This window comes from Gilliamella sp. B2717 (genome assembly GCF_026536675.1).
GTDB classification, from domain to species: domain Bacteria; phylum Pseudomonadota; class Gammaproteobacteria; order Enterobacterales; family Orbaceae; genus Gilliamella; species Gilliamella apicola_I.
The window spans coordinates 307-24,196 of the sequence record NZ_JAFNNQ010000011.1 but is presented as its reverse complement, the minus strand read 5'-3'; the positions used below and the strand labels follow the sequence as shown (position 1 = coordinate 24,196).

The 23,890-nt window shown below is 33.0% G+C and carries 16 protein-coding genes and 1 other RNA gene; 12 read left to right on the top strand and 5 right to left on the bottom strand.

Annotation, left to right across the window (positions count from 1 at the left end):
- Window positions 1-21: 21 nt before the first annotated feature.
- From nrdA to J3U35_RS02530, 6 genes are all read left to right on the top strand, one after another.
- Window positions 22-2,307: a class 1a ribonucleoside-diphosphate reductase subunit alpha gene (nrdA, locus tag J3U35_RS02555; RefSeq protein ID WP_267359352.1), complete on the top strand. Its 2,286-nt coding sequence runs from the start codon at window positions 22-24 to the stop codon at window positions 2,305-2,307.
- A 138-nt stretch (window positions 2,308-2,445) separates the two neighbouring features.
- Complete coding sequence (nrdB, locus tag J3U35_RS02550; RefSeq protein ID WP_065559020.1) at window positions 2,446-3,576, top strand: class Ia ribonucleoside-diphosphate reductase subunit beta; 1,131 nt, start codon at window positions 2,446-2,448, stop codon at window positions 3,574-3,576.
- Window positions 3,577-3,793: 217 nt separating this feature from the next.
- Window positions 3,794-4,438, top strand: coding sequence for a DUF7424 family protein (locus J3U35_RS02545; RefSeq protein ID WP_267359350.1), 645 nt, complete (start codon window positions 3,794-3,796; stop codon window positions 4,436-4,438).
- 290 nt (window positions 4,439-4,728) lie between these two features.
- Window positions 4,729-5,169 (top strand): hypothetical protein, encoded by a 441-nt coding sequence (locus tag J3U35_RS02540; protein ID WP_267359348.1) that lies wholly within the window; start codon window positions 4,729-4,731, stop codon window positions 5,167-5,169.
- Between the two features lie 69 nt (window positions 5,170-5,238).
- Window positions 5,239-7,917 carry a bifunctional uridylyltransferase/uridylyl-removing protein GlnD gene (glnD, locus tag J3U35_RS02535; protein WP_267359346.1) on the top strand — a complete coding sequence of 893 codons (2,679 nt, stop codon included), beginning with the start codon at window positions 5,239-5,241 and terminating at the stop codon, window positions 7,915-7,917.
- Between the two features lie 24 nt (window positions 7,918-7,941).
- Entirely contained in the window at window positions 7,942-8,865 is a 924-nt protein-coding gene (locus J3U35_RS02530; RefSeq protein ID WP_267349837.1) for an AEC family transporter, read from the top strand.
- A 39-nt stretch (window positions 8,866-8,904) separates the two neighbouring features.
- Here the strand turns inward: J3U35_RS02530 and J3U35_RS02525 are convergent, their stop codons facing one another.
- The 3 genes from J3U35_RS02525 to J3U35_RS02515 form a co-directional block, all read right to left on the bottom strand.
- Window positions 8,905-9,747: an aldo/keto reductase gene (locus J3U35_RS02525; protein ID WP_267359344.1), complete on the bottom strand. Its 843-nt coding sequence runs from the start codon at window positions 9,745-9,747 to the stop codon at window positions 8,905-8,907.
- Window positions 9,748-9,815: 68 nt separating this feature from the next.
- Window positions 9,816-10,505 (bottom strand): HD domain-containing protein, encoded by a 690-nt coding sequence (locus tag J3U35_RS02520; RefSeq protein ID WP_267359342.1) that lies wholly within the window; start codon window positions 10,503-10,505, stop codon window positions 9,816-9,818.
- 177 nt (window positions 10,506-10,682) lie between these two features.
- Window positions 10,683-11,576, bottom strand: coding sequence for a DMT family transporter (locus tag J3U35_RS02515; protein WP_267359340.1), 894 nt, complete (start codon window positions 11,574-11,576; stop codon window positions 10,683-10,685).
- Between the two features lie 653 nt (window positions 11,577-12,229).
- Between J3U35_RS02515 and ssrA the strand changes: the two genes are divergently transcribed.
- The 4 genes from ssrA (at window position 12,230) to J3U35_RS02495 (ending at window position 19,022) form a co-directional block, all read left to right on the top strand.
- Window positions 12,230-12,594: a transfer-messenger RNA gene (gene ssrA / locus J3U35_RS02510) on the top strand.
- 509 nt (window positions 12,595-13,103) lie between these two features.
- Window positions 13,104-16,208, top strand: a complete 3,105-nt coding sequence (locus J3U35_RS02505) for a type I restriction endonuclease subunit R (protein WP_267359338.1) — start codon at window positions 13,104-13,106, stop codon at window positions 16,206-16,208.
- Window positions 16,202-17,854, top strand: coding sequence for an HsdM family class I SAM-dependent methyltransferase (locus J3U35_RS02500; protein ID WP_267359336.1), 1,653 nt, complete (start codon window positions 16,202-16,204; stop codon window positions 17,852-17,854). The genes J3U35_RS02505 and J3U35_RS02500 overlap by 7 nt, the downstream gene beginning before the upstream one ends.
- Window positions 17,847-19,022 (top strand): restriction endonuclease subunit S, encoded by a 1,176-nt coding sequence (locus tag J3U35_RS02495; RefSeq protein ID WP_267359334.1) that lies wholly within the window; start codon window positions 17,847-17,849, stop codon window positions 19,020-19,022. The genes J3U35_RS02500 and J3U35_RS02495 overlap by 8 nt, the downstream gene beginning before the upstream one ends.
- A gap of 708 nt (window positions 19,023-19,730) precedes the next feature.
- Here J3U35_RS02495 and J3U35_RS02490 read toward each other — a convergent pair.
- Window positions 19,731-20,588, bottom strand: a complete 858-nt coding sequence (locus J3U35_RS02490) for a hypothetical protein (protein WP_267359332.1) — start codon at window positions 20,586-20,588, stop codon at window positions 19,731-19,733.
- A 415-nt stretch (window positions 20,589-21,003) separates the two neighbouring features.
- On the opposite strand from J3U35_RS02490, the gene J3U35_RS02485 reads away from it, so the two are divergent.
- On the top strand, window positions 21,004-21,378 hold the full coding sequence (locus J3U35_RS02485; RefSeq protein ID WP_267359330.1) for a hypothetical protein: 375 nt from the start codon (window positions 21,004-21,006) through the stop codon (window positions 21,376-21,378).
- Between the two features lie 176 nt (window positions 21,379-21,554).
- Here the strand turns inward: J3U35_RS02485 and J3U35_RS02480 are convergent, their stop codons facing one another.
- Window positions 21,555-22,463, bottom strand: a complete 909-nt coding sequence (locus J3U35_RS02480) for a DUF5655 domain-containing protein (RefSeq protein ID WP_267359328.1) — start codon at window positions 22,461-22,463, stop codon at window positions 21,555-21,557.
- Window positions 22,464-23,305: 842 nt separating this feature from the next.
- Here J3U35_RS02480 and J3U35_RS02475 point away from each other — a divergent pair.
- Window positions 23,306-23,605 carry a hypothetical protein gene (locus J3U35_RS02475; protein ID WP_267349863.1) on the top strand — a complete coding sequence of 100 codons (300 nt, stop codon included), beginning with the start codon at window positions 23,306-23,308 and terminating at the stop codon, window positions 23,603-23,605.
- Window positions 23,606-23,890: the final 285 nt, after the last annotated feature.

Here is a 23,890-nt window from a genome sequence, read left to right as displayed (position 1 = left end):
CGGGATAAAACTGGATGGAAAATGAATAAATCAATATTTGTGACCAAGCGAGATGGTAAGAAAGAACCTATCAATCTTGATAAAATTCACAAGGTAATTACATGGGCAGCAGAAGGATTAGAAAATGTTTCGGTATCTCAAGTTGAATTACGTTCACATATTCAATTTTATGATGGGATCCGAACATCTGATATTCATGAAACAATTATTCGAGCTGCCGCCGATCTTATATCGCAAGATTCACCAGATTATCAATATTTGGCTGCACGTTTAGCCATTTTTCATTTACGTAAAAAAGCGTATAACCAATTTACTCCTCCACCACTTTATGAACATGTAAAAAAACTAGTGGCAAGTGACCGTTATGACAAACACTTACTTGAAGATTATACGCAAGAAGAGTTTGAACAAATGGATAAAATTATCGATCATTGGCGTGATATGTCTTTTTCGTACGCAGCAGTAAAACAGCTTGAAGGAAAATACTTAGTTCAAAATCGGGTAACAGGCGAGATTTATGAAAGCGCACAGTTTTTATACATTTTAGTCGCAGCTTGTCTTTTTGCTAATTACCCTAAAGATACGCGTCTTAGCTACATCAAACGCTTTTATGATGCAGTCTCAACTTTTAAAATTTCATTACCAACGCCAATTATGGCCGGTGTTCGCACCCCAACACGCCAATTTAGTTCATGTGTACTTATCGAATGTGATGACAGCTTAGATTCTATTAATGCGACGGCAAGCGCAATTGTCAAATATGTGTCACAACGTGCAGGCATTGGGGTTAATGCGGGCAAAATTCGAGCGCTTGGTAGTTCAATTCGTGGTGGTGAAGCTTTCCACACCGGTTGTATCCCATTCTATAAATATTTTCAAACAGCGGTAAAATCCTGTTCACAAGGCGGTGTTCGTGGTGGTGCTGCAACGGTATTTTACCCGCTTTGGCATTTAGAAGTCGAAAGTCTATTGGTTTTACGTAACAATCGAGGTGTTGAAGAAAACCGTGTTCGACATTTGGATTATGGTGTTCAGATTAATAAATTAATGTATCAACGCTTAATCCAAAACGAAAACATTACCCTTTTTAGCCCGTCAGATGTTCCGGGTCTATACGAGGCGTTTTTTGCCGATCAAGCAAAATTCGATGCGCTGTATCATCAATATGAACAAGATGTAAACATTCGAAAACGTGTAGTAAAAGCGGTAGAACTCTTTGCCTTGTTAATGCAAGAACGTGCATCAACTGGACGTATTTATATTCAAAATGTTGACCACTGTAATACTCACAGTCCATTCAATGCTCAGCTTGCGCCTGTACATCAATCTAATTTATGTATGGAAATTGCGTTACCAACTAAACCGCTGAATAATGTCAACGATGAAAAGGGTGAAATAGCACTATGTACACTGTCCGCCTTTAATTTAGGTGAAATTCAATCGTTAGATGATTTTGAAGAGCTTGCCGATTTAACGGTTCGTGCCCTTGATTCACTGCTTGATTATCAGGATTACCCTGTTCCTGCTGCTCGCAATTCATCCATTAATCGCCGTACATTAGGCATTGGTGTCATTAACTATGCCTATTATTTAGCAAAACATGGGGTAAAATATTCAGACGGCAGCGCTAATAATTTAACCCACCGCACGTTTGAAGCGATGCAATATTATCTTTTAAAAGCATCAAATAACCTAGCGAAAGAAAAAGGTGCATGTAACTTATTTAACGAAACGACCTATTCACAAGGGATATTACCGATAGATACCTATAAAAAGGATCTTGATACCATTACTAAAGAGCCATTACATTATGATTGGGAAGCGCTGCGTGAATCAATTAAAACCCATGGTCTACGTAATTCAACCTTATCGGCGTTAATGCCTTCTGAAACGTCTTCGCAAATATCTAACGCGACTAATGGTATCGAGCCACCTCGAGGATATGTCAGCGTTAAAGCATCGAAAGATGGCATCTTAAAGCAGGTAGTACCTGACTATAAAGATTTAAAAAACTTCTATGAACTACTTTGGCAAATTCCTAATAACACGGGTTATTTACAATTAGTTGGTATTATGCAGAAATTTATCGATCAATCAGTTTCGGCTAACACCAATTATGATCCGACAAAATTCCCGAATGACAAAGTACCGATGAAACAGCTGCTTGCTGATTTATTAACCGCATATAAATTTGGTGTCAAAACACTCTACTACCATAACACACGCGATGGGGCTGAAGATATTCAAGGGGATATTGCACTAACTGAAAGTGATGACGGTTGTGAAGGCGGGGCTTGTAAAATTTAATTGCCCTTTTAGACAAAAACAAAGCATCACTTTAAAAACATTCAATGGGGGATTTTGATCCCCCAATATTGCCCCTTTTCCGCTGTCGACAGGTAGTGGTAAAAGTAACTAAATTCAGTTAGGAGTACGATTATGAATATGAATTACAGTACCTTTTCGCATGTACATAACGATCAGCTTAAAGAACCCATGTTTCTTGGTCAACCAGTTAATGTGGCGCGTTATGACCAACAAAAATATGAAATGTTCGAAAAATTAATCGAAAAGCAACTTTCTTTTTTTTGGCGTCCGGAAGAAGTCGATATATCTCAAGACCGCATTGACTATGCGGCACTACCCGAACATGAAAAACATATTTTCATCAGTAATTTAAAATACCAAACGTTATTGGATTCGATTCAAGGTCGTAGTCCAAACGTTGCTTTACTCCCTTTAATTTCAATTCCTGAACTTGAAACTTGGGTAGAAACGTGGTCGTTTTCAGAAACAATTCACTCTCGTTCTTACACACACATCATACGTAACATTGTCAATGATCCCTCAGTGGTATTTGATGATATTGTGACAAATAAAGAGATCCAAAAACGTGCGGGTGACATTGCGGGTTATTATGATGATCTGATTAGTTATGCAAGCTATTACAACTTATTGGGTGAAGGGAATCACACGGTTAACAATAAAACCATTACTATAAGCTTACGTGAATTGAAAAAGAAACTGTACCTTTGCTTAATGAGTGTTAATGCCCTTGAGGCCATTCGTTTTTATGTCAGCTTTGCTTGTTCATTTGCTTTCGCTGAACGAGAACTAATGGAAGGAAATGCAAAAATCATCAAACTCATTGCCCGTGATGAAGCCCTACACTTAACGGGAACTCAATTTATGATTAATACGCTTCGTAGTGGTGAAGATGATCCTGAAATGGCTGAAATCGCAAAAGAGTGTGAACAAGACTGCTATGACCTGTTTTTACAAGCAGCGAATCAAGAAAAAGAGTGGGCAGCATACTTATTTGAAGGCGGTTCAATGATTGGCTTAAATAAAGATATTTTATGTCAATATGTTGAATACATCACCAATATTCGTATGCAAGCGGTCGGATTGAAATTGCCTTACGAGGTAAAATCTAACCCGATTCCATGGATCAATAATTGGTTAGTATCCGACAATGTTCAAGTTGCGCCACAAGAAGCCGAAATGAGCTCTTATCTAGTCGGTCAAATTGATTCTGAAATCAATGAAGATGATTTGAGTGATTTTACTTTATAATTTACGCTGTCATTAAAACTTCCTATCCTGACTTGCACAGGTTTAGTACTAAAGCCTGTGCATGTTTTGTCTTTAGCGGTTAACCAAATCCAAGTAATTACAATCCAATTTCTTTTTTTAATTTATATTACATTTCTTAATGTTTGATTAATAATCTTTTTAATTGTATTATTTAACCGATATTAGTTAAATAAATCAAAAGGAAGTAAGAAGTAAAATGAATAAATTCATGGTAAGTTTAATTGCTATTACGTTACTATCAGGTTGTAAAGTTGAATTAGCACCGACAGTAAACCTTAGCGACGTGCAAAGTGAAACAGCAAAAACCGTACAGTCAAAAATATTGATTGAAGTTTCATCATGTACTGACTTTAAAGATTCACGACAAGAATCATCCACGTTAATAAAAGCAAAAAATGAAATTCAAAAAATTTTTGCGGATGCAAAATATATTGAATGTTATCGAGAAAAAATGGATTCTAAAGCAGTATTTGAAATACCGATTATGGTAGGAGGAAAAACGGGTAATGGCGATATCCAAATACGCAATAACGAGTCAGGTGGTATGGTTGTTGAAATGTCAAAAAAATTAGAACAAAAGATCAGTAATCACCAAAATTCGACATTTCGCAAAATCAATACATCAATCAGTATTAACGTCAATAATGATTTGAATCAAGCACAACAAATTATTGGTTATGCTATCTATCTTGATAACAATGCGATTCCTGTATCTAAGTATGATTTAAAACCAGGTCAGCATACGATAAAATTATCTGATGTTTCGGTATCTGCAATATTAACTAAGGGTTCCGCTTTAGTTTATGAAAATGCTAATGATTCAATCGATACAAAAAATTAGCTATAACTAAAATAAAAGCCTATCAACGCTTTTATTTAGTTTATGATATTTAAAATGTAAGGTAAAAACTATCGAATTGCTATTTAGCTTGACGAAATTATGTTGTTTTTTTGGGGTATAAATCATAATAGATAACAGTAAATGTTTTCGTGTTAATTACTATCAATATTTGAAGCATAATTAAATAAAACTGTGTTATATTGTAGTTGCACTAACGTTTGAAACAGTACTATTCATCGATCTTGAAAAAACTTACTTCATTTTTACTTACATTAATTATAGGTTTTAATATGAAAAAACTTTTATTGAGTAGTCTTGTCGGTTTAGTTTTGGTTGGTTGTGGTGAAAAAAAAGTAACTGAAGAAATGCTTATTGGTGAGTGGGATTGCACATTTTCAGGGCAAGAGGCAAAATGGGAAAATGGTAAATTTTCTGACTATGCACCACTCAAACAAGATAAAGGGATGATTAGGTATTTTATGAAGGACAATACCTTATTTTTCAATTTTGGTACAGATACATCTTATCCATATAATTTAAAAGCTTATTATAATGATTCAATGGATATAAAATCCAATAATGGTGTTACATCAAAAACGCAAAAGACCATGAACTATTTATCACCAGACAAATTCAAAACAACGGAATTAACTGAAATTCTTATCGATAATGCTCCAAACGCAAATCGAAAAATGAATGTAGAAATAAATTGTGACCGTGTAAAAAATTAAAACAAAAGTTCAAGCAACAAACTAAACTGTTGCTTGACAGTCTGTGAAAATCAGGTGACGATATGATTATTGAATGGTCTTAATTTTATTCCCATGACGCAAGTGCATTTAATTTATCCTATTTCACCACTTGATTTTAGTGATGCTGAGATAAATATTAACTTTCTCAAACAACACCTTGACCAATTTCAACAATGGTCGATGAAGCAATTTAAACAAAATGCAGATATTGATGAATTAGTGCATCTACGCAGTCAATTTATCGATAAATTACTTGCACGATTATGGTGCTATTTTCAAATTCCCGATCAAACTTCATCAGCTTTAAAAAATAATCGTATTGCATTAATCGCTGTCGGGGGGTATGGGCGAGCAGAGCTACACCCTTTGTCAGATATTGATATTTTGATATTAAGTGATTACCCGCTTAATTATGACATCGAAAAACAAATCGGCGAGTTAGTACGGCTGCTTTGGGATCTTCATTTAGATATAGGTCATAGTGTCAGAACGCTAAAAACGTGTTTGCAAGAAGCTAAAAACGATATTACTATCATGACCAATCTAATTGAATCAAGATGGGTTGCGGGTAATAATCTATTATTAAAAACGCTTCGACAACACATTTTTAGTGATAAAATTTGGCCTTCTCCTGCTTTTTATCGTGCTAAAATTGCCGAACAACAAGCCCGGCATCAGCAATATCACAGTACAACTTATAATCTTGAACCTGATTTAAAAAATAGTCCGGGCGGTCTACGTGATATGCAAATTATTCAATGGATTGCGATTCGTCACTTTGGCGATGAATTTTTGCAAAAAATTGCTGATTTTCATTACCTCACTCCCGAAGAGGTAGACGAATTTAGAACTTGTCGTAAATTTTTATGGCGTATTCGTTTTGCCCTTCACAGTGTCATTACTCGCTATGACAACCGATTGCTTTTTGATCGTCAATTAAGTATCGCCAAGCTTTTAGGCTATCAAGGTCAAGGAAATGCACCTGTTGAACAAATGATGCATGATTACTACCGAATTGCACACAACGTTACTGAACTCAATCAGATGTTACTGCAATTATTTGATGAGTCTATTCTTGAAGTTAATCCAAGCAATAAACCCTATGCTATCGATGAGCACTTTCAAATCCGAGAAAAATTAATTGATGTAAAAGATGATAGTATCTTTAAAAAAGATCCGACAATGATATTACAGCTGTTTTACACCATTTTGCTCAATCCTCAAATCATCGGTCTCTATTCTAATACCATTCGTCAGTTACGCTCTGCAAGGCGAAAACTTACCACATTATTATGTGAACACCCTAAAGCCAGAACACTATTTATGTTAATCATTAAGCATCCAGATGCCATTGCAAAAGCAATTTTACCCATGCATCGTTATGGTATTTTAGCGGTCTATATACCTGGTTGGAAACATATCGCTGGTATGATGCAATTTGATCTATTTCATACCTATACAGTTGATGAACATACGGTACGATTATTAATAGAGCTTGATAGTTTAAAATCAGAACAAGGGAAACAAAAGCATCCTAATAGCTCAAACGTTTTTGCTAAATTATCCAAACCTGAACTGTTAATTATTACGGGTTTATTTCATGATATCGGTAAAGGTCGACATGGTGATCATTCTGAAATTGGTGCTAAATTAGTTGAAAAATTTTGTCAATTACATGAGCTTGAAACAAAAGATACTGATCTGATTATTTGGTTAGTACGCTATCATTTACTAATGTCAGTCACGGCACAAAATCGAGACTTACAAGATCCTGCTGTGATTCAAGAATTTGTTCAACAAGTTAAAAGTCGGCGTCGCCTTCAATATTTACTCTGCTTAACCGTTGCTGATGTGTGTGCGACGAACGAAACACTTTGGAACAGTTGGAAACAAAGCTTAATACGTCAACTGTATTTTAATGCCGAACACTTATTTGATATTGGAATACACCAAATACCGGAACAGCGGAGTATTGCTCGTCAACACAAGCAAGAAGCACTATCCATCTTAATCGCTCAAAATTATGATGAGCAACACGTCAAAAACTTTTGGCTAAACTATCGGGTTGATTACTTTTTGCGCTACACTACCGAACAGATTGTGTGGCATGCTCAAAATTTGTTAAACCACGACTTAACGCAAACACTAGTTATGATCAATTCGACGCCGTATCATGGTGGTACAGAAATCGTTATTTACTCACCAGACCGACCTTATTTGTTTGCTACCGTCTGCAACAACTTAAGTATGCACAATTTAAATATACTTGAAGCGCTTATCATCACCAATAAACAAGGATTTGCGCTTGATACCTTTATTGTACTGGAACCTAACGGCAATACCGTTCAATCTGATCGCCATGAAGGTATAATAAATGCACTTGAAAAAACATTACAACAACCGACTTATAAAGGTGTTACGGTAAAACCGCCTAAACAACGATTACGCTATTTTTCAGTGCCGACACAAATTAACTTTTTATCATCCTTTAACGAAAGTCAAACCTATATGGAATTGATTGCTTTAGACAGACCAGGACTTTTAGCTTGTGTTGGAGAAGTTTTTGCGAACTTAGAAATATCTTTAAGGAGTGCCAAAATTGCCACTATCGGCGAACATATCGAGGATCTGTTTATTTTGACCGACAAACATAACCATGCCCTTGATGATGATACTTGTCATAAACTAAAACAATCCATCATTGTTGCGCTCGATGCAATGAATTAATCACATAAATTAAAGATAATAACTATGCAATTTTTTACTATTTTGTTTCCTATTTTTTGTATTTTCGTGGTGGGATTTATTGCGCAGAAAAAATTACATTTTGATGTGGCAAACCTGTCCAAAATGTCACTGTATGTGCTTTCACCCTTTTTGGCATTTAAAACATTTTATACACATACCTTAACAACAGAATACTTATTTTATATTTGCTATATTTTTGGTCTCTGTTTTGCTTTAGTCATCATTATTTCGATTTGGTCTATTTTGATGAAATACTCCAGCAAAGAACGCTGTGCAATGATTTTAAGCGCTTGCTTTATGAACAATGGTAATTATGGCACACCCGTATTGCTTGTCTTTTTTGGCACAATAGGATTTGATCTGGGCGTAATTATGATGGTGCTACAACAATTTGTCATGAGTACTGTTGGTATCTATTATGCGGCAAAAGGTAGCGCACGAGATGATATCGTTACGCAAAAAGATGTCATTAACAAAGTTATTCGAATGCCTGTGGCGTATGGAGCGTTTTTAGGTATCCTTTTTCAACTTTGTAACATTCCCTTATCTAAATCGATTATGACGTCCATTGGGATGATTGGTGACGCATCCATCGTGGTGATTATGATTATATTAGGTATGCAATTAGCGAAAATAAAAATCACCCAACTGGATTATCCTAAATTATCTTTTGCACTCCTCACTCGGATGATTCTATCGCCAATTGTTGCTTGTGCCATGGTCTACTTCATGCCTATTGCACCGGTATATAAGCAAGTGCTAATAGTACTAGCGGCAATGCCAAGTGCGGCAAACACGACATTAATGTCGGTACAATTTGACACACACCCTGAACTTGTATCAAGTGCCACTTTTTTCAGTACTTTAATCAGTTTAATTACTCTGCCGATTGTTCTATCCTTAGTTGGGGCGCCCATTCCTTACTGATTCATGATCTCTCGATAAGAGAGATCTTATCTTTTACCATCAAAAACCATTTTTTTGATAAACGTTATCTGGATTCGGCCCTACGCGTTGATTTTGGTTAAGTCCATTAATCGCTTGTATTTCATCTGAAGTGAGTTCGAAATCAAAAATATTAGCATTCTGCATAATTCGATCCGGATGTGCTGATTTAGGGATCACAATGTAACCATTTTGAATATGCCAGCGTAATGTCACTTGTGATGCTGATTTCTGATATTTATTACCAATTTTAATAAGAAGCGGATCATTAATGACTTTGTTACGAGCCAACGGTGACCAAGCTTCAATAGCAATCTTTTGTTGTCGTAAATATTCCACTAATTCGATTTGAGTTAAATAAGGATGAATCTCGATTTGATTAAGCATGGGTTTAATATTTGCTTTGGTTGAGAGTAATTCTAAATGCGAGATTTGAAAATTACAAACGCCGATTGCCCGCACACGCTTTTCTTCATACAGTTTTTCGAACGCCTTCCATGTATCAAAAAAAGTGTCACTTAATGGCCAGTGAACTAAAAAAAGATCGAGGTAATCAAGCTGTAAATCTTTTAGCGACTGATTAAAACCCGCTAATGTTTTATCATAACCTTGATTGCTATTATTGATTTTAGTGGTAATAAACAATTTATCACGTGCGACATGGCAATCTTTAAGAATTTGCCCGAGTTGCTTTTCGTTCTGGTAAAGCTGAGCGGTATCAAACGCTCGATATCCCGCATTAATAGCCGCATTTACTGCACATGATAATTCATCAAAATCAGTTAATTGATAAGTGCCAAAACCGAGTTGCTGCATTGCTACATGATGACTAAGCATTACTTTACTGTTGATCGAAATCGTCATGATAACCCCTTCTATTTTATTCAGATTATTGATCAATTATATCGATCATATCGATATTATCAATTAATTTAGAGTATTATCTCTTCTTCATCACCATCCCAATCTTTTTCGAATTGATTCACAAACTCAACCAATATAGCGTGACGTTTTAATGCGATTTTTTTAGCAATTTGTGTATTCATCCTATCTTTGAGTAAAAAGAGTTTTTCATAAAAATGGTTTATTACTGTATTAGGTTGTTTATAGTTTTCTTCATTTAATGATGTTCTGGGTAATATAGTGGGATCATACATAATATTGTGCTTGTTACCCCCATAGTAAAACGTCCGAGCGATACCAATAGCACCAATGGCATCTAATCGATCTGCATCTTGTACAATTTGCCCTTCTAACGACAATTCTTTTTTTTGAGTAAGATTTTTTCGATATGACATATTTTCAATAATGTCAAAAATATGTTTAATTTCGCTTTGACTGATCGTTTGTTGAATTAAAAAATCGTGTAACTCACTCATGGCGTGATTCACATCTGATACCACTTTTTCATCGATAACATCATGAAGATAGGCACTTAAAATCACGATAAAGTAATTGGCTGTTGGCTCATGTTTTAAAATTTGTTTTGCCAATTTAACTACTCTTTCAATATGCGCCATATCATGACCAGAAAAATCGTCAGCAAGTTTTTGTTTAACAAAAGTTTGAACATTATTGATAATTTTTTGTTGATCGACCATTTTCTTTGATTCCTGACTCATTCGATTTATCACTTCCTTAATGCGGGACACTATTTTGAGATATAATTAACATTTAGGTCAAATTATACTTGATGCCATTGATAAGCGAATAAACTAAGATGACCTAAAATTTTAGTTAGCAAAAAAAGAGGCGATTTTTTTCTACTTTTTTGATTTGATATAATGATATAAATCAAACTATCTTTTTAACTTAACTTTTCGCTCGGATAATAACACACCACAGAGCGTAAATAATGTGCCAAACGCAGCAAGCCAAGTAAACGGCTCATTCAATATAATTACCGCACCAATAATCGTTAACACAGGAACCAGATAGAGATAAATGCTAATCTTTACAGCCCCCACTAATTTCACCGCATAATTCCAAGATGCAAAACAAATTGCAGATGCCCCTAATCCTAAAAACAGAATATTAAACAAATTGGTTGTATTGCTAAATCGGGCTAAATTTAGTTTAAAATCGAATAAATAAAGTGCTGGAAGCATGAGCAATAAACCATAAAAAAAGAATCGTCGGGTTAATAAAATCGTGTTATACCCTCGATGACTACTTTTTTTAGTTAAAATCGAATAACATGCCCAAAATAAACAGGCTAGCATAGCGAGCAGATCACCAAGCGGATTCATGGCAAGCACATATTTGCCATTAAAGCAGATTAATCCAACGCCAATCGAGGCAAATAAACAACCAACGTAAAAACGCTTAGGTGGTGTTTCAGCCTTGAGAAAAAACATAGCTAATAGCGCAGTAAATATGGGGGCTAATGTTGTGATAATTCCTACATTTGAAGCAGTAGTATAGGTTAATGCAATATTTTCACATAAAAAATAACAGGTAATCCCACATAATCCAGCACATAAAAACATGAACTCTTGTTTTACTCCTTGCCAAACTAACAAACGAGGGCATAGAATCCAGAGAGTTACATAACCCAGTAAAAAACGAAAAAATAAAATCTCTATCGGTTTAAACTCAATTAATAATGTTTTGGTAGAAATAAACGTCGTTCCCCAAAAAAACACAGTCATTAATGCAATTAAATGCCCCTGTGTTCTTTTTGTTAATAACATAAAGACCTCAATCTTACAGCAATGTAGCCCTTTCTGAGTAAATTTTTACTCACTTTTCAAAGGCATTGATAAATATATTAGGAATAATACAAAAATTATGTCTAGTGCTTACTTGATTTTGTTAAAAATAATGCTATTTAAGAATATGCACTTATACTATCGCTATGCTCTTTTGTGTGCAAACAATTTCAAGTCATTATAATGATAGGTAAATATAAAGAAGAAAGATGACAGATAAAAAAAATCCACCCGAAATTCGAGTGGAGGGCAAAAAATGAAAAAACGTAATCTGTTAATATAGACAAGCAAAAACCCAAAAAGTTCAATTTAATTTCAGATATTTTTGAAATTTTATTAAAATAATTTTTAATTATTTGATTTATTTTTATTTGTTTAATTAAATTTTTTTCAAAAAAAGTAAAATTTTTTACTTTTTCAACATCCACTAATTATTCATGTCAGCTTTGTAACCCATCCCCTCTAACGCTAGTTATAAAGTCACATTTACAAATGAAACTATTTAACGCTTTTAATAAGAGCAAAACTATCATAAAACAAACATTTGATTGCCTAACCCAAACTAAGCTAACTTGTATTCATGCTTGATTTCACCTATAATGTCCTGATATTGTATTACGTTACTTATCACAATTGGGGCTGATTCTGGATTCGACGGGATTTGCGAAACCCAAGGTGCATGCCGAGGTGCGGTAGGCCTCGTAAATAAACCGCAAAAAAATAGTCGCAAACGACGAAAACTACGCACTAGCAGCTTAATAACCTGCATAGAGCCTTCTCTCCCTAGCCTCCGCTCGTAGGACGGGGATCAAGAGGAGTCAAACCCAAACGAGATCGTGTGGAAGCCTTGCTTGGGGCGGAAGCATTAAACTTAATCAAGCTAGTCTATCGGTAGCGTGTTTGTCCGCAGCAGGTAGGCGAAATATAAAGACAAACTACGCATGTAGTACCAAGGATGTAGAAATTTCGGACGGGGGTTCAAATCCCCCCAGCTCCACCACTTATTGTTCCATAGCAGGCTATTAAAACAATTAATTAATTGAAAAATTAATAATTAAAGGTTTGCTGTTTGTAACCCATCCAGATTAACGCAAGTGAATCCAACCCAAATTGGTACATTTTTAGGACACAATTCTATATTACAAAATTTCGTGTAACAATTTCTTTGTGATCTATATAAGGAGTATTGATAGGAAGAGTAACTAAATCCCCTAAGCAATACCGAGATCCACAAGAAACATATCATTGATAAAGAAATCACCTTGCATGATGGGGATCGCTTATTTTAAACAATTACTATCATAACAAATACAGTTGACAGTATTTTTCAATCATAAAGTTAGGACTTTTTATTTCAGATGATTTAATTATGACAATCCGTTATGTCTATTATTAATTTTTTATCAATGATCAACTCTCCTATATTTGATTGAATTTTTCTATTTACCAAATTTTGTTATAATTACTGCTAGAGCTCTCCTTTTAAAGCGACCAACATTGGTAAAAATAATGAAATTTAATGAAGATACTCGTGTAAAGATTCCTGTTATTCTGCATTTAGTCCGTTTGGGATATCAATATCTATCACTTAAAACTCAGCAATGGGATAAAAATACCAACATATTTCCAATTCAATTTCATGAAGCCATGTCTCGAATTAATCCAGATCTAAGTCATGACGATATTAATCGTCTGTTACAAGATATTAGTTTGAGCCTTGACAATGAAGATCTTGGTAAAGCTTTTTATAAAATGCTAATTAATCGTTCTGGTATCAAACTGATTGATTTTGAAAATTTTAATAATAATAGCTTTCATGTTGTGACAGAGTTGACCTATCAAAACGAAGATGAAGAGTTTCGGCCCGATATTACTTTATTGATTAATGGTTTACCACTTATTTTTATTGAAGTAAAAAAACCGAACAATCGCAAGGGAATGCAAGATGAGTATAATCGCATCAATAGACGTTTTCAGAATAAAAAATTTAGGCGTTTCGTTAATATTACACAGTTCATGATTTTTTCTAATAATATGGAATATGATGAAAATGCATTGCAGCCAATTGATGGCGCATTTTATGCTAGCCCATCTTATCATAAACTGAGCTTTAACTACTTCCGAGAAGAAGAGAATTTAAACTTTTCAACGTTACTTAAGCCACTAAAAGAAGAACAAGAGCTGACCATTTTAAAAGACAACAACTTGGAAGTTATTCGTGCCAGTTCGGAATTTGATATTAATAAAGACCCCAATCGACCAACTAATCGAATTTGTACGTCCCTATTAAGTCGGCAACGCTTAACTTTCATCTTACAATATGCTTTAGCTTATGTTTCTGAACGAGATGGTTTGCAAAAACATATCATGCGTTATCCGCAGATCTTTGCTACTAAAGCTATTGAAGAGCGACTTAATAGCAATATTAAAAAGGGTATTGTTTGGCACACTCAAGGTAGTGGAAAAACCGCATTAACCTATTATAATGTACAATTTTTAACCGATTATTTTCAAAAAAAGCAAATTATTCCTAAGTTCTATTTTATTGTAGATAGGATTGATTTGCTGGAACAAGCTCAATGCGAATTTACTAACCGAGGATTAGTCGTCCATGTTATTAATTCTCGAGAACAGTTTAGCCAAGAAATTAAAAATCAAAAAGCGATTCATAATCATAGTGGTCGTCCTGAAATTACGGTTGTTAATATTCAGAAATTTAAAGACGATCCTGATGTTATTTTAAATAACGATTATAACCTTTCAATTCAGCGTATTTATTTTCTAGATGAAGTCCATCGCAGCTACAAACCCACGGGTAGTTTTTTAGCTAATCTTACTGAGTCTGATCGAGATGCCATTCATATTGGTCTAACCGGAACACCACTGTTAGGCGACAATAACTCACGTCGTTTATTTGGTAATTATATTCATAAATACTATTACAATGCCTCTATTTCTGATGGTTATACATTACGTTTAATTCGTGAAGACATTGCAACACGTTATAAATGTTCACTACAAAAAGCGATTGATGAAATTGAAGTTAAGCAAGGTGAAATTAACCGTTCTTTAGTGTATGCCGATCCCCATTTTGTCGAGCCAATGCTTGATTACATTATTACTGACTTTGAAACCAGTCGTCATGCCTATAATGACGCATCAATTGGAGGTATGGTAATTTGTGATAGTGCCGAACAAGCAAAGCAAATGTTTACGATTTTTAATGAAAAATACGCTGGGCAGTCAAGACAAGCACCACTCAAGGCGGCCAATGAAAGTATTTATTCTGTTTTAAAAATCGCGGAACCGAATAGTCATTATGAGACTAAAAAATGGCAAAATTGTCGGGTGAATTCTGCTGCACTAATTTTACATGATGTTGGAACCAAAGAAGATCGTAAAATATTGGTAGAAGAATTTAAAGCAGGAAATATTGATTTTCTATTTGTTTACAATATGTTACTTACTGGTTTTGATGCTAAACGGCTTAAAAAGCTCTATCTTGGACGTATTATTCGCCAACATAACTTGCTACAGGCACTCACACGAGTTAACCGACCTTATAAAGATTTTCGTTATGGCTATGTTGTCGATTTTGCAGATATACGTAAAGAATTCGATGCAACAAATCGCGCTTATTTTAATGAGCTACAAGAAGAGTTGGGTGATGAGATTGAGCATTATTCACACTTATTTAAGTCGTCTAAAGAAATTGCAGCAGAAATCGAGCATATCAAAGATGTATTATTCCGTTTTGATTGTGAAAACGCAGAAATTTTTAGTGATCAAATCAATCAAATTGATGATAAAAAAACGTTAAATATTTTAAAAAGAGCGTTAGAGGATGCCAGAAGCCTTTATAATATTATTCGTTTACAACAAGATCATGTTTTTTTAACTCACCTTGATTTCGAAAAGCTCAATCATCTTTATCGAATGACGGGCGATAGGTTAACTACTTTAAATTATAAAGAAAGCATTGAACAAGGCCGTGATGATCTCAACTTAATCAATATCGCTCTGGAAGATATTATTTTTGAATTTATCAAAGTCGGGGAAGAAGAACTAATACTTGCCGATGAATTTAAAGAAACACTTCGTAAAACGCGTGAAGCATTAAGTAACAATTTTGACCAAGAAGATACCAAATTTATCACGCTCAAAGAAGAATTAGAAAGGCTGTTCAAAAAGAAAAATTTACGTGAAATCACACAAGAAGAGATGAAACAAAATATACCAGTATTAAATCATATTTATCAGCGTATTAAAGAACTCAACCGCCAAAATGAACTACTTCGGAAAAAGTATCAAGATGATCGAAAGTACACCCGATTACATAAACGCCTATTAGAAAATCATCAAACTCAAGCATCGGAACGCAATATTTATGAAGCACTATTAGGTGTTAAACAAAATACGGATGATCTAGTTTTGTGTAACTTACAAATATTGGATAACGAAAGTTATTTTAAACGAATGGTTATGCCAAATATTATTGAACATTTTGTGGAACGCCAAAATATCAATCTTAGCATTAACGCATCTGACTATCTCAATCAATTGATTGTAAATGAATATTTAAAAGAATTTAATTATGGAGCCTATTCGTGGTAATAGAAACTAAGTTACAAACTAATACCCTAAAACTTATTGATGATTTAAAAAGCGTTTGTGCTAACTATGGGTTAGGCAACGATGGCAATGAATTTAAAATCATTACTCAAGCATTTTTATACAAATTTTTAAATGATCAATTTATTGCTGAGGCTAAAAAGAAAGATAAAAATCTTGCTAAAGTCAAAGATGCTGAAGAGTTTTATAAGTGTATATCAGCAATGAGTGCAGATGAGTTCGCTCGATTAGAGCGAAAAATGGATGGGAATATTGCTAAATTGGAGCCGATTCATTTTATCCGTTTTTTGTTTCAGCGGCAAAATGAAGGTGACTTTGCTAAATTAGTTGATGATACCTTGCTTAATATAGCGACATTGAATAATGATATTTTTGCAATCAAAACGGAAGGGGAAGCCAAGGTCGTTCTTTTTGATCGTATCAGCCAATTTATTGCTGATCCCGCAAAGCGTGATGAATTTTGTCGAGCCATTATTAATAAACTGGTGAACTTTCAATTTAGTTTTGAAGGTAGTTTTGCAAAAGGCTATGATTTTTATGCCACAATCTTTGAATATCTAATCAAAGACTATAATAGCAATAGTGGTGGTAAATATGCCGAATATTATACACCTCACTCAGTGGCACATATTATGGCAGCAATATTAGTACCTAAGGAGCAACAAAATACCTTAACCAATATAAGTTGTTATGACCCAGCGGCAGGATCAGGTACATTATTAATGAATCTTGCTCATGCGATTGGTGAAGATCGCTGTACTATTTATACGCAGGATATTTCGCAAAAATCATCTAACCTTCTACGCCTTAACTTAATTTTGAATAGTTTGGTTCTTTCTATTTCTAATGTGATTCAAGGCAATACACTACTACATCCCTATCATAAAGAAGGCAATCGATTAAAACGATTTGACTATATCGTCTCTAATCCACCGTTTAAGCTCGATTTTAGTGATTTTAGAAAGCAATTGGATTGTGATGAAAATCAACAACGTTTTTTTGCTGGCATTCCAAAAATCAAACCAAAAGACAAAAGTAAGATGGAAATTTATCAGCTCTTTTTGCAGCATATTATTTTTTCACTGAAGCCAGAAGGCAAAGCGGCTGTCGTGGTACCCACTGGATTTATTACCGCTCAATCGGGTATTGATAAAGCAATCCGCCAATATTTAGTCGAGAAGAAAATGCTAGCGGGTGTGGTTTCAATGCCTAGTAATATTTTTGCGACAACGGGAACCAACGTTTCAATTTTATTTATTGATGGCGCTAATAAAAGTGATGTTGTTTTAGTTGATGCCTCCAATTTAGGTGAAAAGATTAAAGATGGAAAGAATCAAAAAACCATTTTAACGACAGCTGAAGAACAACAAATTATTGACACTTTTAACCAAAAACAAGTAAAAGATGATTTTTCGGTAGTAGTGAGCTATGAGGAGATTGCTAATAAGAACTACTCATTAAGTGCTGGACAATATTTTGATGTCAAAATTGAATATGTTGACATTACCCCAGAAGAGTTTGCAGCAAAAATGAAGGGATTTAGTGATAATTTGGAAAGCTTATTTAGTGAATCTCGCCGGTTAGAAGAAGAGATTAAAAAGCAATTGGCGAAGGTGAAGTATGATTAAAACACAAATTGGTCAACGAGTTGTATTTGAATATGGTTATGCAGTAAGAGTAAAAGATGAACCTAAAGGTAAATATCCTGTATACGGGTCAAATGGTATTACTGGTTACATAGACTCATATAAAGTAAAGGGGCCAGGTGTTATTGTTGGGCGAAAAGGTAGTGTTGGTAGCGTTGTTTATTCGGAAAATAATTTTACACCAATTGATACATCATATTTTTTAAAAATATTGGATTTGAATAAAGATGACTTAAGATTTTGGTCTTATTTCCTTCAAACAATAGATTTAAAAAAATTAAATACTCATAGTGCAGTTCCTGGTTTGTCCAGAGAATTAGTCTATCTTTTAGAGGTAAATATACCTAGCAAAGATGCCCAAGGTAAAATATCCTATTTATTGTCTAAAATTGATAAAAAAATCGAGCTCAACAATCAAATCAACGCTGAACTTGAATCAATGGCTAAAACACTATATGACTATTGGTTTGTGCAGTTTGATTTCCCCAATGAAAATGGTAAACCCTATAAATCATCAGGTGGAAAGATGGTCTATAATTCGGTGCTTAAGCGTGAAATTCCTTATGGATGGAATGATAGTCAAATAGGAAAAATTGAAAATAAGATTATTACTGGAAAAACACCACCTAAGGGAAATTCAGACTATTTTTCTGGAGATGTTCCCTTCATTACCATCGGTGACATTAGAGGAAATACATTTATTGTTAACACAGAAGAAACTCTCTCTCGAGAAGGTGCTGATTTTCAAAAAAGTAAATATTTACCAGAAGATACAATTTGTGTTACATGTATTGCAACTCCTGGCTTAGTTGGTCTCACAACTACTTTATCTCAAACTAATCAGCAAATTAATTCGATCATTTGTTCAAAAGAACACCATAAATATTTTCTTTATTTTGCATTAAAGAGTTACTTTAATGCGAACTCAAAAGTAAAAATAGGAAATACTTTTGCTAATATCAATAAAAGAGATTTTTCAGAAATTAAAATTATTTATCCTTCGGAAAGCTTGCTGATTAATTTTCACAAAAAAGTTTCATCAATTTTTGAAAAAATAAAATCCAATACTAAAGAAAGTAGAAAAATATCTGAACTCCGAGATTTTCTTCTTCCAATGCTGATGAATGGTCAAGTAACCATAAAAGAGTGATTAATCCTATTAGGCCGTTTTTATGACGGCTTGTTCATTATTTTTTACTAAGCTTATTTTATGTTCTTCAAGTTGAAATCAAAATAGTAATATGTTTAGTTATATTTTAATTTTTAAAAATTAAAAAAAATTTATTAATTATAGTGATATTCAATAAATTCAACTGACGCCAGCTTTTGTTCTATAGTATTCCATTAAATCCCATAATTAACTTAAAAATAAACAATTACTGTTTTTCATATCCATCCCCTATCCAAATTAATCCCCGATGAAGTCTAACTCAAATTAGCATACATAATAGTGATTATACTTTATTAACGTCCTAACATTGGAGAAAGAACTGGTTTTGGATTAGAAAATTATCCTCAAATATCATTCGCCGATTCTCGTAGTATTCTTCATGAATTTCGGTCTTTATTAGCAAAAGGCATAGAGCTACAAGTCTAAATAGCTTAGCAAGAAAAGCAATAAAGTCATTTTCACACTGATTATCGACATAAACGACACTGACACTTATAAAAGAAAAGATTGATTAAAAAACACTCATAATAATTTTTATGATTATAATAATTATTGATGAATTACTAATGATTGTCGATTATTTTGCCATAGTTAAATATTAAATAGAAATGGCGACCGATATCATATATATCCTTGGGGTAATATATTCAATGTTTGATAAGCTCAGTGTGACCATTATTTTGTCATTTATGCTAGTTGAAACTTTTCTTTCAATCTTTTTAAAAGAAGGCTTTCAATGTAAAAATAAAAAGAAATCATTAACTGTTCGAGTGAAATATTATATTCTAATATAATAAAATCCCTTGCATTGAATACATCATTTATTTTTTGTACTACCTTCTCGCCATTACAATCTAAATTAAAAAATGTCTTGTATAAATTATATAAATCTTTTGCGTTTACTGATTCAATTGCAAACACTCTATCTGTATTCTGAGAAACATATGGTAAATTATGAGTTAAAAATAAATCATGTTTATGAGAATTATGTAATCGATTTAGTAATTTTAGAAACAGTGTATGCTCTATATGTTGGTCTTGAAAGTTAATAGTTTCTTCTTTATCTTTATTTTTTTCCCTTATACTTTGAGATTTTAATAACTGTCCTATCGATTCGATCTTAGTGTTGTTATTTCTAATATAACAGTCATACTGAATAATATTATCTATAATTCTTTTCATATTAAAAGTAAGACTCATTAATTCATAATTTAGTGTTTCATCACTAAAAAAGTCGGAAGATAAACTTAGTTGTTGTATATTAGTGTTTATAAACTTAGGATATTTTTCAAAAAATAAATATGAAAATGCATTATAAAATGAATAAAACTTTATAAATTCATAATCTAAATTTCTACTCATTGATAACGTAAATTTATTCTTTATTGAAATATATTCTTCCGTTCCCTTTTTTATTAATTCTAAGGAATAATTTTTTCCATAACCTGTTTGATAACTGACCTCTAAATCGGGGTTAGTTAAGACGGTATCATCACGAGGAAGTGTTAGAATAACGGCTTGAGGAACATCAGTATTTTTAGTCATTATTAAATTCCTTTTATTATTACTTTGAACTAAATTATATTATTTCTACAAAAAATATAAAGATTCTATTTTAAGTGAACTTATTGTTCGCTTTAGTTAAAAGCAATTAAGCGCTAAAGCTATGTATTTTTTAATTAAATCCACAAATTTCTTTCACTTTTTCTAAAAACAACTTACTTACATTTGATAAAACTTGATCTTTTTTCCAGATAATATTCAAACTAGGCCCAAGGTTTGTTGCAAATGGTTTAAAACATATTAGACTTTCATCGCTGGTATTGACTAGTTCATCAAGAGTGAATGCATAACCAGTACCTTAACGCACCAAAATTGGATAACTCTTTATCCTAATAAAGATACTATACTACTTTCAAAAGATGGTAGTGTCGGCATTGCTTATAAAGTTGAAGAAGATATGAAAATTATTACTTCAGGGGCATTATTGCATTTAAATATAATAGATGATGAGTTCTTACCTGATTATTTAACTTTAGTTTTGAATTCACCAATTGTTCAATTGCAAGCTGAACGAGATGCGGGTGGATCTATTATTCAGCATTGGAAACCATCCGAAATTGAAGAGGTTATTATTCCTAAATTATCATTAGATAGTCAGAAAAAGATATCTGATCTAGTTCTACAATCGTTTAAACTCAAAAAACAATCCGAACAACTTTTAGAGGTTGCTAAAAAAGCGGTAGAAATAGCGATTGAACAAAATGAAGCAACAGCGATTGATTATATCAACTCATACAGTGAGTTAATGCAAGAAGATATAAACTTGCACTAAACTATTTTTGTAATGTAAAAACTCAGCAGACTTGAATTTATCTGCTGAGTTTAATATCCGCATTGATAAGAAACGTACAAACAGTAATTCACTTTGGTCATCAATAAAAGATTATTCAAGATAGTTTTGGCAGATTTAAACGTATTATTAAGTATTTTGCTATTCAAGCAAAATACTTACAACACCTGCTTTACCAAACTCATAATATATTCTAAATTCTTAGTATCAGTTACCGTCAATTCATAATCTCCATTTCCCCAATGACCAACATTCGAAACGTCTTTAGTGAGTTTTTTGGGATCATCCAGTTCATCTTTTTTGGCGTTAATCCATATCTTTAAAGATTTACTTTGAATATGAATATCAACAATATTATTTTTACCCTGTTTAAAAGCAATATAAAATTTTTTAGGTGAAATTTCTAGATCTGTCGATAACGCTAAAATAGCATTCTTAAAGCTTTCATAAAGCTCTAGAACGTCATCTGATTTATCATTCAAATGGTAGTCTTCATCATATACAACTAACTCTTTGGTTACTTTATCTAATGCCGAATCTTTCGTATATTGCACTTGTTTAATACTTGGTGCTGATTTAGAACGTTTAATAGGGTTAATCGAAATTAAGTCATTATCAAACCGTTTAATTTCCCATAGTTCTATGGCTAAATCTTTAAAGTTAGTCGACTGTTTTTGATAGTCAGTAAACGCAGGAGAAACAAAAATAATTTTACTTTGCGACCAATCAATTTGATGACGTTTTAAATTTGCTTGGCAAGATTCATTATACTCGACAATAAAATCAGCTTGATAATCCAGCATAAGATTTAAGTAGGTTACACCCTGATCGATAACACTAAAATTACGTTCACGTTTATATTCAATAATGACAAATGCATTTGCTTCGGTATCATAAGCCAAGGTATCAATGCGGTAATCTTTGATTTTGAATTCAGATTTTACAAAGGTTAAATTACCAATAATATCTAAATTATGTTCAAATAATGACTGGATCTCTTTTTCTAGTTTGAACGGCTTTTCTTTTAAGATAGCCAATTTATGGCTTTTATTTGCGAAAATTTGCATTATTACTTCCTAATCAATTACATCACTTTTCATAGAATAAACGATTCCGTATTTTTTTGCATTATTTATAAAAATAAAGATATTATGAATATCAATCCAATGATCCCCCTAAATTGGACTACGAAAAAATGAAACTATATCTAATTTCATTAACCAGATAACTATGAAATAGTTCAACGTTCACCAGCTCATCAATGCATCATTTATTGATATTCAATCAACAAAAGAAAAGTGGTAATATCTTTATGATTTTATATTAATCAAGCGTTTTAGTTATATAATTGATATTACACAAATGTATAATTAAATATTGTACTCTCCTCTTCTCTCGGATACCAAAATCAAAACAGTCAAACCACAAGAGAAAGCATATGCCTAACAAGTTGGCATAAGATTATCTTCTGCTCATTAAACCTACTGGTACAAAGATCTGAAAGATTAACTGTTAATGGCTCGTTTCAGAAAAAACGAGCTTTTGTTAGTTTTCCCGAATTAAATTTAGCTCAAGATCGTATAAAACGCATTACAAAAGAAAGTTATTATCTAAAGGTAATAATCCTCAAACCTATAAAAATTTGAACAACGTCATTCATTAGAATGAACAATAGAATACTTTTGAGAAGGTCGCCATATCTGCATTAAAAGATGGAAGAAGAATTTGATCCTAATGCTATTGAAGCAGCATTAGCTGATATTGTAGTTAATAAAATAAGACGCAAATATCATCGATCAACTTATCTAAAACAAAATTATAAACAAATCTAACTTTTTGTAAAATTTAGTATTTATTTATAAACGATAACCAATTATAATGTCAATATTATACAATTAAGGAGATAATGATGGTTAAAAATTCAGACTTAAAAAAAATTATAAACATGGTTGCTGAAGAGCAAAATTATAACGTTAAGGAGGTTAATACAAAAACCCAATTATACTTAGATGGTTGGCATACTGTTGCATTTGAAATTAGAGAAAATAGCACAGGATACTTACAGGCACATCCATGGGAATCTGTTGATGAAAATGGTGATGGTCGATATGGAAGGGCTGTGTATTCGCTACGCTCAGTTAGTGATGTTATTCAATTTTGTTCCATTTTAATTTCTAGTTCAAAAATTCGAGCTAAAAGAAAGGAATAAATTTACTAACTATTTCTTACATCGCATACTTATAAGGTTTAATTAGTAGATTGTTAGAACAATTTGTATCACACTCTATTAATCAAAATTTGCAACTATTAAATCGGATCATTTTGTCTGGGGTGTGTTTTGACCAGTATTGATATCCCGATAACCAAAACAAATAGTCCATTGAATTACATTTTCTAATACTGGTTAAAAGGTGAATTTAGTTAATGTTTTCATTCCGTGCTTCTTGGTTTCATCAAAAAATAAGCTAAGGCTTCATGATATAATTCACCATCA

What these genes read in the sequence shown, in the direction of transcription:
- nrdA (WP_267359352.1), top strand. Translation starts at nt 22, where the DNA reads ATGAATAAATCAATATTTGTGACCAAGCGAGATGGTAAGAAAGAACCT.
- nrdB (WP_065559020.1), top strand. Translation starts at nt 2,446, where the DNA reads ATGAATTACAGTACCTTTTCGCATGTACATAACGATCAGCTTAAAGAA.
- J3U35_RS02545 (WP_267359350.1), top strand. Translation starts at nt 3,794, where the DNA reads ATGAATAAATTCATGGTAAGTTTAATTGCTATTACGTTACTATCAGGT.
- J3U35_RS02540 (WP_267359348.1), top strand. Translation starts at nt 4,729, where the DNA reads ATGAAAAAACTTTTATTGAGTAGTCTTGTCGGTTTAGTTTTGGTTGGT.
- J3U35_RS02530 (WP_267349837.1), top strand. Translation starts at nt 7,942, where the DNA reads ATGCAATTTTTTACTATTTTGTTTCCTATTTTTTGTATTTTCGTGGTG.
- J3U35_RS02525 (WP_267359344.1), bottom strand. Translation starts at nt 9,747, where the DNA reads ATGACGATTTCGATCAACAGTAAAGTAATGCTTAGTCATCATGTAGCA.
- J3U35_RS02520 (WP_267359342.1), bottom strand. Translation starts at nt 10,505, where the DNA reads ATGAGTCAGGAATCAAAGAAAATGGTCGATCAACAAAAAATTATCAAT.
- J3U35_RS02515 (WP_267359340.1), bottom strand. Translation starts at nt 11,576, where the DNA reads ATGTTATTAACAAAAAGAACACAGGGGCATTTAATTGCATTAATGACT.
- J3U35_RS02505 (WP_267359338.1), top strand. Translation starts at nt 13,104, where the DNA reads ATGAAATTTAATGAAGATACTCGTGTAAAGATTCCTGTTATTCTGCAT.
- J3U35_RS02495 (WP_267359334.1), top strand. Translation starts at nt 17,847, where the DNA reads ATGATTAAAACACAAATTGGTCAACGAGTTGTATTTGAATATGGTTAT.
- J3U35_RS02490 (WP_267359332.1), bottom strand. Translation starts at nt 20,588, where the DNA reads ATGACTAAAAATACTGATGTTCCTCAAGCCGTTATTCTAACACTTCCT.
- J3U35_RS02485 (WP_267359330.1), top strand. Translation starts at nt 21,004, where the DNA reads ATGAAAATTATTACTTCAGGGGCATTATTGCATTTAAATATAATAGAT.
- J3U35_RS02480 (WP_267359328.1), bottom strand. Translation starts at nt 22,463, where the DNA reads ATGCAAATTTTCGCAAATAAAAGCCATAAATTGGCTATCTTAAAAGAA.
- J3U35_RS02475 (WP_267349863.1), top strand. Translation starts at nt 23,306, where the DNA reads ATGGTTAAAAATTCAGACTTAAAAAAAATTATAAACATGGTTGCTGAA.